The 17,363-nt window shown below is 58.0% G+C and carries 16 protein-coding genes; 6 read left to right on the plus strand and 10 right to left on the minus strand.

Features of this window, described 5'->3' with window-relative positions; genetic code table 11:
• Positions 1–43 precede the first annotated feature (43 nt).
• Positions 44–817, minus strand: a complete 774-nt coding sequence (locus AC2FND_RS05780; RefSeq protein ID WP_496768467.1) for a Hint domain-containing protein — start codon at positions 815–817, stop codon at positions 44–46.
• A gap of 271 nt (positions 818–1,088) precedes the next feature.
• Positions 1,089–2,024: a DMT family transporter gene (locus tag AC2FND_RS05785; RefSeq protein ID WP_496768468.1), complete on the minus strand. Its 936-nt coding sequence runs from the start codon at positions 2,022–2,024 to the stop codon at positions 1,089–1,091.
• A 148-nt stretch (positions 2,025–2,172) separates the two neighbouring features.
• On the opposite strand from AC2FND_RS05785, the gene AC2FND_RS05790 reads away from it, so the two are divergent.
• Complete coding sequence (locus AC2FND_RS05790; RefSeq protein WP_496768470.1) at positions 2,173–3,186, plus strand: hypothetical protein; 1,014 nt, start codon at positions 2,173–2,175, stop codon at positions 3,184–3,186.
• A 6-nt stretch (positions 3,187–3,192) separates the two neighbouring features.
• Here AC2FND_RS05790 and upp read toward each other — a convergent pair whose 3' ends face one another.
• The 7 genes from upp to AC2FND_RS05825 all read right to left on the minus strand — a co-directional run bounded on the left by upp (position 3,193) and on the right by AC2FND_RS05825 (position 9,091).
• Complete coding sequence (upp, locus tag AC2FND_RS05795; protein ID WP_209503238.1) at positions 3,193–3,825, minus strand: uracil phosphoribosyltransferase; 633 nt, start codon at positions 3,823–3,825, stop codon at positions 3,193–3,195.
• The gene (locus AC2FND_RS05800) at positions 3,822–4,808 is read right to left on the minus strand and encodes an adenosine deaminase (protein WP_496768471.1); all 987 of its coding nucleotides are present in this window, start codon (positions 4,806–4,808) and stop codon (positions 3,822–3,824) included. Before AC2FND_RS05800 ends, upp begins: the two co-directional genes overlap by 4 nt.
• Positions 4,805–6,016 carry a phosphopentomutase gene (locus AC2FND_RS05805; protein WP_496768473.1) on the minus strand — a complete coding sequence of 404 codons (1,212 nt, stop codon included), beginning with the start codon at positions 6,014–6,016 and terminating at the stop codon, positions 4,805–4,807. Before AC2FND_RS05805 ends, AC2FND_RS05800 begins: the two co-directional genes overlap by 4 nt.
• Positions 6,013–7,320: a thymidine phosphorylase gene (locus AC2FND_RS05810; protein WP_496768475.1), complete on the minus strand. Its 1,308-nt coding sequence runs from the start codon at positions 7,318–7,320 to the stop codon at positions 6,013–6,015. The genes AC2FND_RS05805 and AC2FND_RS05810 overlap by 4 nt, the downstream gene beginning before the upstream one ends.
• A 4-nt stretch (positions 7,321–7,324) precedes the next feature.
• On the minus strand, positions 7,325–7,717 hold the full coding sequence (locus AC2FND_RS05815; protein ID WP_496768477.1) for a cytidine deaminase: 393 nt from the start codon (positions 7,715–7,717) through the stop codon (positions 7,325–7,327).
• Between the two features lie 92 nt (positions 7,718–7,809).
• Positions 7,810–8,913, minus strand: coding sequence for a cupin domain-containing protein (locus tag AC2FND_RS05820; protein ID WP_496768479.1), 1,104 nt, complete (start codon positions 8,911–8,913; stop codon positions 7,810–7,812).
• Positions 8,876–9,091: a hypothetical protein gene (locus AC2FND_RS05825; protein WP_496768481.1), complete on the minus strand. Its 216-nt coding sequence runs from the start codon at positions 9,089–9,091 to the stop codon at positions 8,876–8,878. The genes AC2FND_RS05820 and AC2FND_RS05825 overlap by 38 nt, the downstream gene beginning before the upstream one ends.
• Positions 9,092–9,341: 250 nt before the next feature.
• Between AC2FND_RS05825 and AC2FND_RS05830 the strand changes: the two genes are divergently transcribed.
• The 4 genes from AC2FND_RS05830 to AC2FND_RS05845 all read left to right on the plus strand — a co-directional run bounded on the left by AC2FND_RS05830 (position 9,342) and on the right by AC2FND_RS05845 (position 15,686).
• Complete coding sequence (locus AC2FND_RS05830; RefSeq protein WP_496768482.1) at positions 9,342–11,615, plus strand: NADP-dependent malic enzyme; 2,274 nt, start codon at positions 9,342–9,344, stop codon at positions 11,613–11,615.
• A 44-nt stretch (positions 11,616–11,659) separates the two neighbouring features.
• Positions 11,660–12,049, plus strand: a complete 390-nt coding sequence (locus AC2FND_RS05835) for a GFA family protein (protein WP_496768484.1) — start codon at positions 11,660–11,662, stop codon at positions 12,047–12,049.
• Positions 12,050–12,280: 231 nt separating this feature from the next.
• Positions 12,281–14,170: a propionate-CoA ligase PrpE gene (prpE, locus tag AC2FND_RS05840; protein WP_496768486.1), complete on the plus strand. Its 1,890-nt coding sequence runs from the start codon at positions 12,281–12,283 to the stop codon at positions 14,168–14,170.
• Positions 14,171–14,258: 88 nt separating this feature from the next.
• Positions 14,259–15,686 carry an amidase family protein gene (locus AC2FND_RS05845; RefSeq protein WP_496768488.1) on the plus strand — a complete coding sequence of 476 codons (1,428 nt, stop codon included), beginning with the start codon at positions 14,259–14,261 and terminating at the stop codon, positions 15,684–15,686.
• Between the two features lie 250 nt (positions 15,687–15,936).
• Here AC2FND_RS05845 and AC2FND_RS05850 read toward each other — a convergent pair whose 3' ends face one another.
• On the minus strand, positions 15,937–16,743 hold the full coding sequence (locus tag AC2FND_RS05850) for an NAD kinase (RefSeq protein WP_480485157.1): 807 nt from the start codon (positions 16,741–16,743) through the stop codon (positions 15,937–15,939).
• Positions 16,744–16,865: 122 nt separating this feature from the next.
• Between AC2FND_RS05850 and AC2FND_RS05855 the strand changes: the two genes are divergently transcribed.
• Positions 16,866–17,363 (plus strand): PLP-dependent aminotransferase family protein (locus AC2FND_RS05855; protein WP_496768490.1); only part of this gene is annotated, 498 nt, incomplete at its 3' end.

The raw sequence follows: 17,363 nt of genomic DNA on the forward strand, positions 1-17,363 counted from the left end.
GCGCATGTCACCATGCGCCCGCATCGTTCTTGTCAGTGTTTGGTTAGATCTGCCATTCGGGCCGCAGGAACAGAACCGGCGCGCTTGGGCGTCCCGGTCGACCCGGTCGCCTGACCCCAAACGGCGGGCGGATCGGAAATATCGGTTCCTGGGGAATGGGTGCAGGCAGCGCACCCAATGGGTTGGCAAGAGCCGACATATCGCCCTTGCTTATAAGTGAGTGGATCAGGTCGGAGGCCACCTCTTCGGTTGCGACATCGTACCGTGTTCCGGTGGTTGCACCGCGCATGTTGAAGCGACCGGACGGGCAATAGGCCTGCAATCCGCCCTCGACAAAAATCACCTGATCATCATCAAAGAACAAGGAAAACACTTCGAAAGACGACCCCGGTGCCTGTGACGTCAGGTGACCGGCGCCGTTCAGCAAACGCGCTGGCACCACCGAAGGGCCATCGGCCTTGGCGTCGATCCGGGACAGGTTTAGCGCCATGCCCTGTTCGGGCATCAACCAGACAGGTCGCCCGTTATACGCGGCGCGGGCAGGCACGAGGACCGGCAGGAACTCGACCCGGCGTTCATCGGCTGGAATGACCACAACGCTTATCGAGATGCGCCGTACCTCTTTGAACCCGTGATCGAGGGTTCTAACCAGATCACCCACCGTGATCCGTTCGACCGGCTTCCACCCGGCAGTCGTGGCGATCTTGGTGCCGTGCAAAAACCCGCCACGGCGCGCATTTACCGCCTGTTTTGTGTTGGTTCGATCAACTTCTGGCAGCTGATCCAGATAAACAGAAATACTAGTTACTTCGGACACGTGCCCTACCCCCTTTTGGCACAAAACGGTTATGCCAATGAGCTAACACCAAAAATTCGGCCCGTCACATTTCAGACATATTTGCGCCCAATTTTGACCAATTCCGCGTAATTACCGAGGGTTTTCGTGAACACTCTATTAGCCTCACTGGGCATTTTTGCCATTTCTGAAACGAAGGCGATTTTGTCGAACTCCCGAATCCGGGGCGTTGCATCCGGGTAACGTGGTAGATGGCCGTTCAGCCTTGGGCGCGCAGTCAGCCCAAGATGCGTCAGGCAACTTTTTTCTGGTCAGATGATCGGCTGGCACGCCACCCCAGCAACAGACCCGCTGCCGCAATCATAAGGATGCCCGAAATCTGAAAGACGCCAAGGGTTTGCCCAAAGGCCACAAATGCGAAGAGCGGGCCGAAGATCATGACAGAATACTCGAACACCGCCACATAAGATGGCTCGCCTACCTGATACGCCTTGATCAGCATGAAAACCGCGATTGTTGAACCGATAGCCTGAGTAACCAGCCACGGTATGGCAGGCCCCATGTTCCAAACCCATCCACGCGAGACAAAGCCATCAGCACCCTCTGCCGTGACGAGCGGTGAGATTGTCAGAAACGCAACCCCCATCGCACCTGCCACACCCAGAGTAATGACCATGATGGCCAGCATGGCCACAGTGCTTTCCTGAGAACAATGCGTACGCGTGAGAATCGAGCTGAGGGCATAGAAAAACCCTGCCGCCACAGGCACCAGCGTGCGCAGGTCAAAATCGCTGGGGTTTGGCTGAAGTACCAAAAGGATACCCGTAAATCCAATCAGTACGGCCAGTATGCGCCACGGCCCTATTGGTTGCCTGAGCACCAGAGCGGAGATCAACAGCACAAAAATCGGTGAGGTGAACAACCCTGCCAGCGCCTGTGCAATTGGCATCATGGCAAGAGATGCAAAATAGAATAGCATCGCCGTGGTAATCAGCACGCTGCGCAAGATGACAGGCCCCCACCGCACGGGCCTCAACCCGCCCAGCCCCAGAAACGACAGGCCAACAATCAGCGGCAGCATCAACAATGCACGGGTCAGATGAAACTGCCACAGCCCGACGGTTTCGGCCAAAAGGATCACAACATTGTCGATGACGCCGATAATTGCCATGGCACTTACCATCAGGGCCGAAGCCAGAACAGCAGAAGATGCGGAATGCGCCTGCATGAAGTCGTGTCCTGATTGCGATGGTGGGCCGACTGTTTCGATCCATTCGGGTATCCAGCACAATTCACAACGACTGCGCAACAGGTTTGCGCCCTGCGATTTCACCATGCTAAGCTGTAACAAAACAAATTCGAGCAGACCAACCCAGATGACGGCCCTGAAACAGTACCAGCGGATCGAAGCCACCGGTCTGTGGCGCCCCTCGCCCGATGAACAGCGGCGCGAGGTTGTTGTGTCTATCGGCGAAGCCACCCTAACCATTTCTGATTTCAATGACAGGGCGCTGACCCACTGGTCGCTGGCGGCACTTGAACGCCAGAACCCCGGTTCCTTTCCGGCCATATTCAACCCGGACGGTGATCCGGATGAAACGCTTGAGCTGGCCGAATCCGAAACCACGATGCTTGAAGCGATCGACCGATTGCAGCGCGCTATAGATCGGTCCCGCCCCCACCCGGGGCGTTTGCGCTGGCTGAGTGTCGGAGGCGTCGTGGCCGCTGTGCTGGCCCTGTTGCTGTTCTGGCTGCCCGGTGCGCTGCAAAACCATGTTGTCTCGGTCGTGCCCCAGGTCAAGCGGCAGGAGATCGGCGATATGATCCTGCATCGGATCGAGCGTGTTTCGGGCCAGGCCTGTACGTCGCGGGATGCAGGGGATTCATTGGAACAGCTGGCCCGGCGCACTGGCGTACGGCAGATCATCATTCTGCCAGCAGGCGTTCAAGACAGCCTCAGCTTGCCTGGCGGCACTGTCCTGCTCAGCCGTGCTTTGGTCGAGGATTACGAAGACCCTGCTGTCGCAGCGGGTTATGTGATTGCAGAACGGGCGCGGGCCGCGCATAAGGATCCGCTTGATGACCTGCTGGACAGAACCGGCGCGACCTCTGCCTTCAGGCTGCTGACAACCGGCGGACTGACGCCCGAGATTATCGACACATATACCGAGCAGGTCCTGTCACAGCCCCGTCCGGCCATTTCTGACGACGACGTGCTGGCGATGTTCTCGCAAAGCGCGCTTCCCTCAACCCCCTACGCCTATGCCCGTGATGTGACCGGCGAAACGGTTCTTGGCCTGATCGAAGCGGATCCGATGGCGGGAAGGGCGCTGGAACAGGTGCTGCCGGACCGCGACTGGGTCCGGCTACAGAATATTTGCGGCGAATAAACCGGATCACTTGGTTCCGAACATCCGGTCACCGGCATCCCCCAGACCGGGCATGATGTAACCTTTCGCGTTCAACTCGCGGTCCAGCGCTGCCGTGACGATACGCACGTCAGGGTGTGCTTCTTTCATCCGCGCCACACCTTCGGGTGCCGCCAACAGGCACAGAAAGCGAATATCCGTCGCCCCGGCCTGTTTCAACAGGTCAATGGCTGCGGCCGAGCTGTTACCAGTCGCCAGCATCGGATCCACCGCAATGACCAAACGGTCCTTCAGGCTTTCGGGGGCCTTGAAATAATACTGTACGGGTTTCAGCGTTTCTTCGTCGCGATACAGGCCCACAAAACCGACGCGTGCTGAAGGCACAAGTTCCAGCACCCCATCCAACATCCCGTTTCCGGCGCGCAGGATTGACACCAGCGCCATTTTCTTACCTGCCAGTATGGGGGCGTCCATTTCTTCCATCGGCGTTTCGATATTGCGCGTGGTCAGGGGAATGTCGCGCGTGACCTCGTAGGCCAGAAGCAATGTGATCTCGCGCAGCAACTGCCGGAACCCGGCGGTCGAGGTGCCCTTGTCCCGCATGAGCGTCAGCTTGTGTTGCACCAGCGGGTGATCGACGACGGTCAGGTGTTCGCTCATGTGTTCTCCAATCTTTTCTTGACCCGCGCGCGGGTGTCATCATCACAGAAGGCCGCGTTCAGGGCCGTCTCATTCAATGCCGCAAAATCCCCGGCCTCCCAGCCGAACGCCGCGTTCAACATCTCATATTCCCGCCGCATGGTCGTGTGAAAAAACGGAGGATCGTCGGTGGAAATCGTAACCTTTACGCCCGCATCGCGCAGTTTCGCGATGGGGTGGGCGGCAAAATCTGGGAAAAGACCCAGAACCACATTCGAACCCGGACACACCTCAAGCGTGATATCCCGGTCAACCAGTTCACGAACAAGATCAAGGTCTTCGATGGCGCGGACACCGTGCCCGATACGCTCAACCCCCAGATCGCGCACAGCGTCGCGCACACTGTCAGGACCGCCAAACTCACCCGCATGCGTGGTCAGGCGCAGCCCGGCTTCGCGGGCACATTCGAAAGACCATTTGAAGTCACCCTGCGTGCCAATGGATTCGTTGCCGCCCATGCCAAAACCGGTGATCCAGTTTCCGGCGGTCTCGGCCGCACAATGGGCACTCCGCCTGGCTTGTTCGGGGCCAAAATGGCGGACACAGGTAACGACACCGCGCAAGGTGATATTGAATTTACGCTCGGCTTCGTCTGCCGCATCCTGAATGGCATTCAGATAATCCCGCCACGCATGCAGGTCGCCACCGCCGCAAAAATCAGGGCTGAGAAAGGTCTCGGAATAAACCACGCCATTTTCAGCGCTTTCCTCAAGAATGGCCAATGTCAGCCGCCGGAAGTCTTCGGGCGTTTTCAGAACTTCGCAAGCGGCTTCGTACACGCTCAGGAAATGCGCGAAATCACGAAAATCATAAGATCCGTCCGGTTTGAAGATACCGCTCAGGTCAACGCGTTTTTCGTGGGCAAGCTGACGGATGAAGGCCGGAGGTGCCGCGCCTTCGTGGTGAAGATGCAGTTCGATTTTAGGCAGTTCTGCAACGCTCATAGAAAATTCCTTCCCGGCCCTTGCGCCGGAATGTTCAGATGATGGGCAATGCTGGCCGCAATATCGGCAAAATCCACTTGCCCGATCTGTCCCGCACCCTGCCCCGCAATCAGAACCGGTACCTGTTCACGTGTGTGATCCGTTCCAGTCCAGCTTGGGTCATTGCCATGATCAGCTGTTAACAGCAACAGATCGCCTGGGTGCAGCTTCTTCAGGATATCCCCGATCTCGCGGTCGAACCATTCCAACGCGCGCGCATATCCGCTGATGTCGCGGCGATGCCCATAAAGGCTGTCGAATTCGACAAAGTTGGCGAAGGTCAGACTGCCCTCTTCCGCCTCGTCCACAAGATCAGACAGGTGCTGCATCAGCTGGGCATCCGACCCTTTGCGCAGCGTGTCGATCCCCTGCATCGAGAAGATGTCGCCGATCTTGCCCACTGCATGAACCCGTCGCCCTGCATCCTGCACCCAGTTGGTCAGCACCGGTGCCGGGGGCAGAATGGCGAAATCCTTGCGATTGGTCGTCCGTTCGAACCCCGTCTCAGGCGTTCCGACAAAGGGGCGCGCTATAACACGCCCCACTTTCATCTTGTGCAATCGCGGAGCAAGCGCGCGGCACATGTCCAGCAACCGTTCCAGCCCAAAGCTTTCCTCATGCGCCGCGATCTGAAACACGCTGTCAGCGGATGTATAGCAGATCGGCCAGCCGGTGCGCATATGCTCAGCGCCCAGCTCGGCGATGATCGCTGTCCCCGACGCGTGGCAGTCACCAAGAATCCCTTCGGTCCCGGCAGCTTCGGCTGCCGCGCGGCTCAATTCCGCTGGAAAAGCCGGAACCGTGTTTGGAAAGTAATGCCAATCCCAGGGCACTGGCAGGCCCGCCAATTCCCAGTGGCCCGAGGGCGTGTCCTTACCCGGCGAATGCTCACGCGCGTAGCCCCATAGTCCAGCAGGTTCGGCATCGAGGCCCGGAGTGGCCTCTCCAGACGCCAGCCGCACAGCCGCACCCAAACCCAGCGCGTCCAGGTTGGGCAGGTGCAACGGGCCGGTGCGCCCCTCTTCTGCACGGCCCTCCGCACAAGCTTGGGCGATATGGGCCAGCGTGTTTGCCCCGGTATCCGGGACATCACCGTTGAAAAACTGATCTGCGTCGGGTGCCCCACCTATTCCAACGGAATCCATAACCACAAGGAATGCACGGCTCATACGCTGATCCTTTCGTGGATCAGATCGGGCAGCTTTGGAACTGTATCGCTGATTGCCACCGCGCTCAGCACAGTTTCCGCTGCCCGCCGTGCAGCGTCTTCCCGTGCAGCGTGGACCACGGCAATGGGTGAACCTTTTGAAACACGATCCCCCAGCCTGAGGATGTTGGATATTCCTACGGCCGGATCGATCTCATCGCTTTCGACCTGACGGCCGCCACCCAGCGCGACGACCGCAAGGCCCAGAGCCTCTCCGTCGATGGCGGAGATGTAACCGTTTTCGGGGGCAGGAACCTCCTGAATAACGCTCGCCTCAGGTAGGAAACGGGTCCAGGTATCGACAAATTTCACAGGACCACCAACCGCTGCCATCATGCGGCCAAACCGTTCGGCAGCGCGACCGTCACGGACGACCCTGGCGATCTGCTCGCGCCCCTCCTCGACCGAGTTGCATATGCCTGCATCAGCCAGCAGGACGCCGCCCAACTCGGCAGAAATGTCCACCAGTGGCGAAGCGTCAGGACCGGTCAGAACCTTCATCACTTCCGCGACCTCCAGTGCATTACCCAGCGCCGGGGCCAAAGGCTGGTTCATGTCCGTGATCACCGCCGAAGTCCGGCACCCGGCCGCGTTCGCTGTCTCGGTCAATGCTGTGGCCAGCTTACGGGCATCCTCAATTGTTTTCATAAAGGCACCGCTGCCGACCTTGACGTCAAGAACCAACGCATCCGGGCTGGCCGCCAGCTTTTTGGACAGGATCGACGCTGTGATCAAATCCAGACTTTCGACTGTTGCCGTTACATCCCGCACTGCATAAAGCCGCTTGTCCGCCGGTGCAATCTGGCCCGTCGCGCCAACGATGGCCGCGCCCGTTTCGCGCAATATCTGCGCAAGTCGGTCCTGACCGATCTGAGTGCTGACCCCCGGAATCGCCTCGAGCTTGTCCAATGTTCCACCCGTGTGCCCCAAGCCCCGACCCGAGATCATCGGCACATACGCACCGCATTCCGCCAGCGCCGGAGCCAGCACAAGGCTGACGCAGTCCCCGACCCCACCGGTCGAGTGCTTGTCGATCACCGGCCCGTCCACATCCCAACTGAGAACATCGCCGCTATCGCGCATCGCAATCGTCAAGTCCGCACGCCCCTGAGGACCCAGCCCTCCCATACAGACGGCCATGGCAAACGCCCCGGCCTGCGCATCGCTGACGCTGCCGTCTGCCAACCCTTGCGCGAACCAGATCAGCTCGTCGCTGCCTGGAACTTCGTGCCTGCGCAGTTTGGCTATGATTGAACGGGCGTCCATGCGTTCAGACATCCTCCATGTGCGACGCGTCAAACGCACCCGGCAGCAAATCTCCGATGGTTGTCTCAAACTCCGCACCATCGACGGTTGCCAGAGTGACCTTTACATCGCGCTTGCCAAACTCGGCCAGCTTCTGACGGCACCCACCGCAAGGCGGCACAGGCTGAGGGCTGGAGGCAACCACGTAGATTTCGGTCAGTTCCTGCTCGCCCGCGGCCACCATTGCGGCAATGGCACCTGCTTCCGCGCAGGTCCCCTCGGGATAGGCCACATTCTCGACGTTGCACCCGGAAAAGACATGACCCGACGAAGACCGAAGCGCTGCGCCAACTTTGAAGTTCGAATATGGCGCGTAGGCGTTTTCCCGGACAGACAAGGCAGCGTCTTTCAGCGACATGGCGATTCCCCATTTTTTGATCATCTGGTCAGAAATTTGCACGCTAACGTATTAAGGCGGGGAATTTGAAGCCCCCGACCCATGTTTTTCGCTTAACCCAGCGTTGTGTTGAAGGTACCGGGTAAGGTGACTTCCAACAATTCGATATTGTCTGTTGGGTCGGACAGCCGTGTGCGCATCCCAGGTGGGATGACGAAAGCATCCCCTTGCTCCAGCCGGTAGGGCTCACGCCCCTCTCCTTCCAGGGTGACCTCGCCGTCCATCACAAAGGTAAAGTGAATGTCGGTGTCATGGCTGGCCCATTCCGGATCCCCAGACCCTTTGCGCACAACCTGCACCCCAGCAACGCCCTTGGTGTTCTCGGCAATCGTGGTGTCGCGGCAGATGTACCCCGGCAGACGGAAGGGCATCCACTCGGCGTTCTTGGCCTGATTGTAGACGAAACGCTGACCCTGCCATTCGCGGTCCGGGCGGATGTGCGGAGTGGGAAGTGTCATGTCATGGTCGATCTCTGTGACATGCTCAGCCGGCACTCCGATCTCGATGACCTGAACATTATCAGAAGCTTCGAGAACACGGTGCCGGATTTCCGGTGGTTGAATAAAGCAGTCCCCCGCTGTCAGACGCATTTTCTCGCCCTGATCCTCATAGACCACATCCACCCAGCCATGGATGCAAAAGATCAACTGAAACCCGACCTTGTGAAAATGCACCATGTCCGGAACCGGCCCACCATCGGGAATGCGGATATGGCTGGCAATAATCGACCCACCCAACCGATCCGGCACCAGATCGCGATAGTGCATCCCGGCCCGACCAATGATCCAGGGGGCCTGATCCTTGAGCCTGCGCACGACAAAGGAATGCACGGTCTCTGGCATCACCAGTGGCGGATTTCGTTCTTCAACTTCGATCCGGGTGCCATTCGGGGCCACCAGAACGCGTTCACCACCGGCGAAATCTGACGGATTATCCGTCAGGATACGCAATGTTCCTGGGCTTTCCGGTGCGTCTTTTTCAATGCGCAACCGCACACCATGCCCCGAAAACACCGCGACACGCGGATCGTCAGCGGGATAAATCATGTCCATCTTCATCCCCAGTTTCTTCGTGTAGAAGGGGATGTCGTCGCGAATTTCCTGTGTGGGCAGGCGAATTTCAGCGTGCGTTTTCGCCAGATCGGATGTCTTGGTCATCAGTATTCTCTTCGTATTGCAACTTTGGCCATCCGATCAGAACAGAGGTCAAAATGCCAACCGAAAAGAACATCCCCGGCATTTCTTCCACAGCGAAGAACGGCATTTCAATGACCACGGGTAAAACTCCGCCGTTCAGCGCGGTGAATTTGACCAATACCTGGGTGACAACAACCACCCAGCACCGCTGCAACCAACATCCAACCTACTGATCCCTCATTCGTTACCAGCCGGGTCATCAGTTCTGAATGTCACGACAGCCTTGCCAGAGTGATCTTGGTCGTCGCAATGTGAAAAGGTGAAAATGAACTCAGACAATATCAATCCGGTTTCGCGGTTGCGACATCACGGCAGAGTTACGTAGCGTAGCCAAGTCCAAATAAATAGTTTAAGGCTAAATCAAATTCTCAATGGGAGCTGAATCGCCGATGTCTGACACCCCCAGCCTGCGACAAGCTGCGCTCGAATATCATGAATTCCCCAAACCCGGAAAGCTTGAGATCAAGGCTACCAAACCGATGGCCAACGGGCGCGATCTGGCCCGCGCCTATTCGCCGGGCGTGGCCGAGGCGAGCCTTGAAATCAAGGCCGATGCAGCCAATGCGGAACGTTACACGGCGCGCGGCAATCTTGTCGCCGTGGTTTCAAACGGCACCGCCGTGCTTGGCCTGGGGAATATCGGGGCACTCGCGTCGAAGCCGGTTATGGAAGGCAAGGCCGTCCTTTTCAAGAAATTCGCAGGCATTGATTGTTTTGATATCGAGGTCGATCAGCCCGATCCCGAAAAGCTGGCGGATATCGTCTGTGCCCTTGAACCGACATTTGGCGCCATTAACCTGGAAGACATCAAGGCCCCCGATTGCTTCATCGTCGAGAAACTCTGCCGTGAACGCATGAACATTCCGGTTTTCCATGATGACCAGCACGGAACCGCCATTGTGGTCGGGGCTGCGGCCAAGAATGCGCTACATGTGGCGGGTAAGTCCTTTGCGGATATCAAGGTCGTGTCGACCGGTGGCGGGGCTGCCGGGATTGCGTGCCTGACCATGCTGGTCAAGCTGGGCGTGAAGCGTGAAAACATATGGCTGTGCGACATTCACGGGCTTGTCTACGAAGGGCGGGCCGAGGACATGAACCCGCACAAGTCACAGTTCGAGCAGAAGTCGGACTTGCGGACGCTGGACGATGTGATCGGTGGGGCCGACCTGTTTTTGGGTCTCAGCGGCCCAAATGTTCTGAAGCCTGATATGGTCCGGAAAATGGCCAGCCGCCCGATCATCTTCGCCCTGGCCAACCCGACGCCGGAAATCCTGCCAGAGGACGCGCGTGCAGTAGCACCAGACGCAATCATCGCCACGGGGCGCAGCGATTTTCCCAATCAAGTCAATAACGTGCTGTGCTTTCCGTTTATCTTCCGGGGTGCGCTGGATGTCGGCGCGACCGAGATCAACGACGCGATGCAGATTGCCTGCGTGGATGGCATCGCTGAAATGGCGCGCGCGACCACAAGCGCCGAGGCGGCGGCTGCCTATAAGGGCGAGCAACTGACCTTTGGCCCCGAATACCTGATCCCAAAACCATTTGACCCACGTCTTGTGGGCGTGGTGTCCTCGGCGGTCGCCAAGGCCGCCATGGAAAGCGGTGTTGCAAAACGCCCTATCGAGGACCTTGAAGCCTATAAGGAAAAGCTCAACCAGTCGGTCTTCAAATCTGCCCTTCTGATGCGTCCTGTGTTCGAGGCCGCGGCCGTCGCATCCCGTCGCATCGTTTTTGCCGAGGGTGAAGATGAAAGGGTTTTGAGAGCCGCGCAGGCCATTCTTGAAGAGACGACGGAAACGCCAATTCTGATTGGGCGACCCGATGTGATCGAAACCCGATGTGAAAAGCTGGGGCTGACCATTCGTCCGGGCAAGGACTGTCAGATCGTTAACCCGGAGAACGACCCGCGCTATTACGATTACTGGACTTCCTACCACCAGATCATGCAGCGCCGCGGTGTGACGCCGGATCTGGCTAAGGCGATCATGCGCACAAATACAACCGCCATCGGCGCGATCATGGTGTATCGGGGCGAGGCCGACAGCATGATCTGCGGCACGTTCGGCGAATACCGCTGGCATCTGAACTATGTTGAGCAGGTGCTTGACGAGGGCAACCTGCGCCCGCACGGCGCGTTGTCGCTGATGATTTTGGAAGACGGCCCCCTGTTCATCGCCGACACGCATGTCCGGCAATTGCCGTCGCCGGAAGAACTGGCAGAAACCACCATTGGTGCTGCGCGACATGTTCGCCGGTTCGGGATCGAGCCTAAGATCGCCTTCTGTTCGCAGTCGCAATTCGGCAATCAGGCTGAAGGATCAGGCAAACGGCTGCGGGCGGCGCTGGAAATCCTTGATCGGCAGCCGCGCGATTTTGTCTACGAAGGCGAAATGAATCTGGATGCGGCGTTGGATGCAGACCTGCGGGCGCGTATCTTCCCGGCGTCGCGGTTGGAGGGGGCGGCCAACGTTCTGATATTCGCCCACGCAGATGCTGCCAGTGGCGTACGCAATATTCTGAAGATGAAGGCGGACGGGATTGAAGTTGGCCCGATCCTGATGGGCATGGGCAACAAGGCCCATATTGTTACTCCATCCATCACCGCGCGCGGTCTGCTGAACATGGCGGCGATTGCAGGAACACCCGTGGCGCATTACGGTTAACCGGGGGCAGCCTTGCTGGCGCCCCTGCCAACAGGGGGGAGCGCATGAAAGGACATTGCCACTGCAACGCCGTGCATTGGGAAAGCGATGCCCAAGCCGCGTGGAGCTGTTATTGCCACTGTTCAGATTGCAGGCGAAACTGCGCCGCGCCGGTCACGGCTTTTTTCGGGCTGCCGCATGAAGCAGTCAGATGGTTGGGTCGGGCACCAAAGATCTATCGTTCATCCGAAGGGGTCGAGCGTCTGTTTTGTGGCAATTGCGGAACCCAGATGGCCTATCGCACAGCGCGCGACAAGGTGAACATACATCTTTACACCGCAACGCTGGCCAACCCGGAATCCCTGCCGCCACAGTTTCACGTGTTCCACGCCGACCACCTGCCCTGGCTGAACCTTGAGGACAAGCTGCCACGATACGCCAAAACGGCTGGTTGAGCTGATTCTCGGAACGGCACAATATTTGCACGCAATGGTTTGCAATTTTGCAAAACTTTCTATTTCTGCGACAAAAACTGTGCTTCAACTGTAATTTTGCAAAAATTTGCAAGTCGTTTTTTGCCGATCTGCAAATTTTTTGCGATAAACTGACGCGTCGTCATGCGTCGCGCTTGCTCGGTTGTTTTCCGCGACCTAACACAATGTCCAAGCCGTTGTGAGGAGGACAAGATGGCGTATCAGGACGTTTATGACAGCTGGAAAACCGACCCCGAAGCGTTCTGGATGAACGCTGCAAAAGGGATCGATTGGGTCAAGGCCCCCAGCAAGGCACTGTTCGACGACAATGCGCCCTTGTACGAATGGTTCAGCGATGCGCGGGTCAATACCTGTTGGAATGCCGTAGACCGTCATGTGGAAAACGGGCGCGGTGAACAAACCGCCGTCATCTATGACAGCCCCATCACCCACACCAAGCGCGAGATATCTTATGTCGAGCTTCGCAACCGCGTGGCCACTCTGGCCGGCGCGCTGCGGGCAAAGGGTGTCGAGAAAGGTGACCGTGTCATCATCTACATGCCGATGATCCCCGAAGCGCTTGAGGCGATGCTGGCCTGTGCGCGCCTGGGCGCCGTGCATTCGGTCGTGTTCGGCGGGTTTGCCAGCAACGAGCTGGCTGTGCGCATCGACGATGCCAAACCCAAAGCAATCATCGCCGCGTCCTGCGGGATGGAACCGGGCCGCGTGGTACACTATAAGCCCCTGCTTGATGGTGCGATCGAACTGGCTAACCACAAGCCTGATTTTTGTGTGATCTTCCAGCGGGAACAAGAAGTTGCTCAGTTGATCGAAGGGCGCGACTTCAACTGGCATGGCTTCCAATACGGTGTCGAACCGGCTGAATGCGTACCGATCGATGGCAATGACCCGGCTTATATCCTGTACACCTCTGGCACTACGGGTGCACCCAAAGGGGTCGTGCGCCCCACTGCCGGACACCTTGTGGCACTGAACTGGACGATGAAGAATGTCTATAACGTCGATCCGGGCGACGTGTTCTGGGCAGCCTCCGATGTGGGCTGGGTCGTGGGGCACTCCTATATTTGCTACGCACCCCTGATCCACGGAAACACCACAATTGTGTTCGAGGGCAAGCCAGTCGGCACCCCGGATGCTGGCACCTTCTGGCGCGTGATCTCGGAACATAAGGTCAAAAGCTTCTTCACCGCACCTACGGCCATCCGCGCCGTCAAACGAGAAGACCCCAAAGGCGAATTGATCGGCAAATACGATCTGTCTCATCTACAGGCCCTCTATCTGGCAGGCGAACGCGCCGACCCTGACACAATTATCTGGGCACAAAACGCGCTGAAGGTTCCGGTGATCGACCATTGGTGGCAAACCGAAACCGGCTGGGCCATAGCCGGAAACCCGCTGGGTATCGAAGAGCTTCCGGTCAAGCTGGGCTCGCCCGCAAAACCGATGCCGGGTTATGACGTGCAAATTCTGGATGAAGGCGGTCACCCGATAAAAGCCGGTGAACTGGGTGCCATCGCGGTCAAACTGCCCCTGCCCCCAGGCACCTTGCCAACACTGTGGAATGCCGAAGCACGATTCAAGAAATCTTATCTTGAACACTTCCCCGGATATTACGAAACCGGCGATGCCGGGATGATTGACGAAGACGGGTACCTCTACATCATGGCGCGCACCGATGACGTCATCAACGTTGCCGGCCATCGCTTGTCGACGGGTGGGATGGAAGAAGTGCTGGCCGCCCACCCCGATGTGGCTGAATGCGCGGTGATCGGAGTTTCGGACCAGCTGAAGGGGCAGATGCCGGTTGGCTTCCTGTGCCTGAATGCTGGTGCCACACGGGAACATGGCGATGTGGTTCAGGAAGTCGTCAAAATGGTTCGGGAAAAAATCGGACCGGTGGCTGCCTTCAAACTGGCTGTTGTTGTCGACAGGTTACCCAAGACCCGCTCCGGTAAAATCCTGCGCGGCACGATGGTCTCGATTGCCGATGGGCAGGATTATAAAATGCCTGCAACGATTGACGACCCGGCCATCCTCGATGAAATAAAGGAAGCATTGCAGACAATTGGTTACGCCAAGTAACCATCGGGCGGCACAGGCCGCCCATACCATGTCCGCCCTTGCAACCTGATTCTGGGCCCCTACTGTCGCAGTAAGACAGTGAGGGCCCATGACACATACCGATATCTGGCGTCTCAGCGCCACAGAGCTGACCACCTTGACCCGACGCGGCGATCTGAGCGCGACCGAGGCGGTTCAGGCCTCGATTGATCGCATGGACGCGGTGAACCCCGCGCTGAACGCGGTCGTCGAAGATTTGCGTACCGAGGCCCTGGAACGCGCGCAGTCGCTTGATGCTGCACGTGGGCGTGGTCAGCCGACCGGCCCGCTGCATGGTGTACCGGTAACAATCAAGGTGAATGTCGATCAGAAAGGTCACGCTACCACCAACGGTGTCATTGCGCTGAAGGATGTGATTGCACCGGATGACGCGCCGGTGGTCAGCAATTTGCAAAAAGCGGGGGCCATTGTGATCGGGCGAACGAATACGCCCGAGTTTTCCTTCAGGGCCGACACCGACAACCCCCTGCATGGGCGCACATTCAACCCGTGGGGACGGCACATTTCACCCGGAGGATCATCCGGTGGCGCTGCTGCCGCCGTGATGGCAGGTGTCGGTGCGCTGGCCCATGGCAACGATATTGGCGGCAGCCTGCGCTTTCCGGCAGCCGCCATCGGTGCCGTGACGGTCAAACCGGGTTTGGGGCGCGTTCCCGCGTGGAACCCAAGTCATAAGGCCGAACGCGGATTGCTGGCGCAATCAATGTCGGTTCAGGGCCTGATTACCCGGTCGGCTGCGGATCTGCACCTGTCCATGCCCAGCCTGATCGCCACCGATGCGCGGGATCCGTTCCACGTACCAATGCCCTGGCGGGGCGAGCGTTTTGACCAGCCAATCAAGGTGGCATTCACCAAGAACACCTTCGGCTATGCGCTGCACCCCGAGGTCGAAAAAGCCCTCGACACTGCGCGCGATGCGCTGGTCGATGCAGGGTACGACGTTGAAGAGGTCGATCCACCCGATGTCTTTGAATGTGGTCGGATCGGGTATCGGACCTTGATGGGCGAAGTGCTGACCCTGATGAAATCAGACATTGAAGCCGCTGGGTCCAGAACCATCCGCGACATCTTTGACGTCTACTTTCAGGAATTCCCGCCCATCGTTGAAACAGAATTGGTTCGGATGCTGGCCAAGCGCAGCCATTATGCCCGTGAATGGTCCCTGTTTATGCAGGACTACCCGCTGGTTTTGTCCCCTTTCCTGCCACAGCCATTTTTCAAACCTGACCGGGACACCGAAGGCGCTGAAGGCGTGCATGATGTTTTGGGATGCGCTGTCTATTCCTATGCGATGAACTTTCTGGGACTGCCTGCAGCCTGCGTTCCGTCACGATTGGCCAACCTTCCCAAAGGGCCTCAACCTATCAATGTACAGATCGCGGCACAGCGCTGGCGCGAGGATTTGGCCGTGGATGCCGCCGCCGCGATAGAAGCTCGAGTGGGACAGATGTGTTTCCCGCTTTGGGATCACATGTAACAAAAAATAGACCCCGGGTCATTGTGCCCGGGGTCCAGCTGCTAAAATAAGCCCGGATTTCTGATGACGAGCGTAGCACCACCCACCCTCGCCAGCGCAAAATCTGCGCAACCATTCGAAAACACCGTTTAGGTGGCCACTCACTCCCACCTTGGCGTGTTCTCCGGACAAGTTCACATTAGCCAATCATTAAGGGAATTCCTGTGAACTGCTTCACATAGACTTGAGAAAAATTCGGGGATGGCCAATTTTACGTGAATTGTTCTGATATTAGACGTTCTTCCAACCCATGGCCGGGGTCGAAAAGGATACGGTGCGCAATAGCTGGTTCCGACCTGATCTCAACCCAGTCGATATCCGGGAAAGAAACGGAATCAGCAGCCACAATGACCGGTCGCTTGTCTGCTTCGACCACATCGAACCTGACTTTCGCCATTTTCGGCAACAAGGCACCACGCCACCGCCGTGGGCGAAACGCCGCGATGGGTGTCAGGGCAAGAACGTCTGCGCCAATCGGAACAATCGGCCCATGCGCGGAATAGTTATACGCGGTTGATCCCGCAGGCGTGGCAAGCAATGCCCCGTCACAGACCAGTTCGGCCATGCGTACCCGGCCGTCTACGCTGATCTTGAGCCTTGCTGCCTGAGGACCCGCGCGCAGCAATGACACTTCGTTGATCGCCAGCGCCTCGTGCAGTTTTCCAGATTGGTCCATCGCTTGCATGGCCAACGGGTTGATAACCTCTTCCTCGGCATCCTCCAGCCGCGCCATCAGATCGTCTTCGTGATACTCATTCATCAGAAAGCCGATCGTGCCGCGATTCATCCCGTAAACCGGAGTATCGAGATGCTGCACATTGTACAAAGTGTGCAACATGAAGCCGTCGCCGCCCAATGCCACCACAACATCTGCGTCCCGGGGTGCCACATTACCATATTTGGCCACCAGGATGTCACGCGCTGTTTGCGCCACTTTGACCTCGCTGGCGAGAAAGGCGATTCTCTTTTTCATGTTTTGTGGTTTCCGGTGTTGCACATTTGGTTCCGAAACAAACATACCTTTCCCCAATAGGCCAGTCTTGACGCCGCAGTTGGCCAAATCGTCGCTTTAAGCCTTTTGCGCGTGTGACGTTTCCGATAGGAAATCCGCAAGATTCTACCCAGCCATGTGGAGCGCCAATGAACGCCAATCTTCGTGACACCGGATTTTTCACCCAGTCCTTGTCGGACCGCGATCCTGAGCTTTTTGGCTCGATCCGGTCTGAGCTGGGTCGTCAGCGCGACGAGATCGAGCTGATTGCGTCCGAGAACATCGTCTCTGCCGCCGTGATGGAGGCGCAGGGTTCGGTGATGACCAACAAATATGCCGAAGGCTACCCGGGTCGGCGCTATTACGGGGGCTGCGAGTTTGTTGACATCGCCGAGAATCTGGCCATCGACCGCGCCAAGCAGCTGTTTGGCTGTGGCTTTGCCAATGTGCAGCCGAACTCGGGCAGCCAGGCCAACCAGGGCGTGTTCCAGGCGCTGATCCAGCCCGGCGACACCATTCTGGGCATGAGCCTGGATGCCGGTGGCCACCTGACCCACGGCGCGCGGCCCAACCAGTCGGGCAAGTGGTTCAACGCCGTGCAATACGGCGTGCGCCAGCAGGACAACATGCTGGACTATGATCAGGTC

This window comes from Ruegeria sp. BHSB056 (assembly GCF_059613305.1).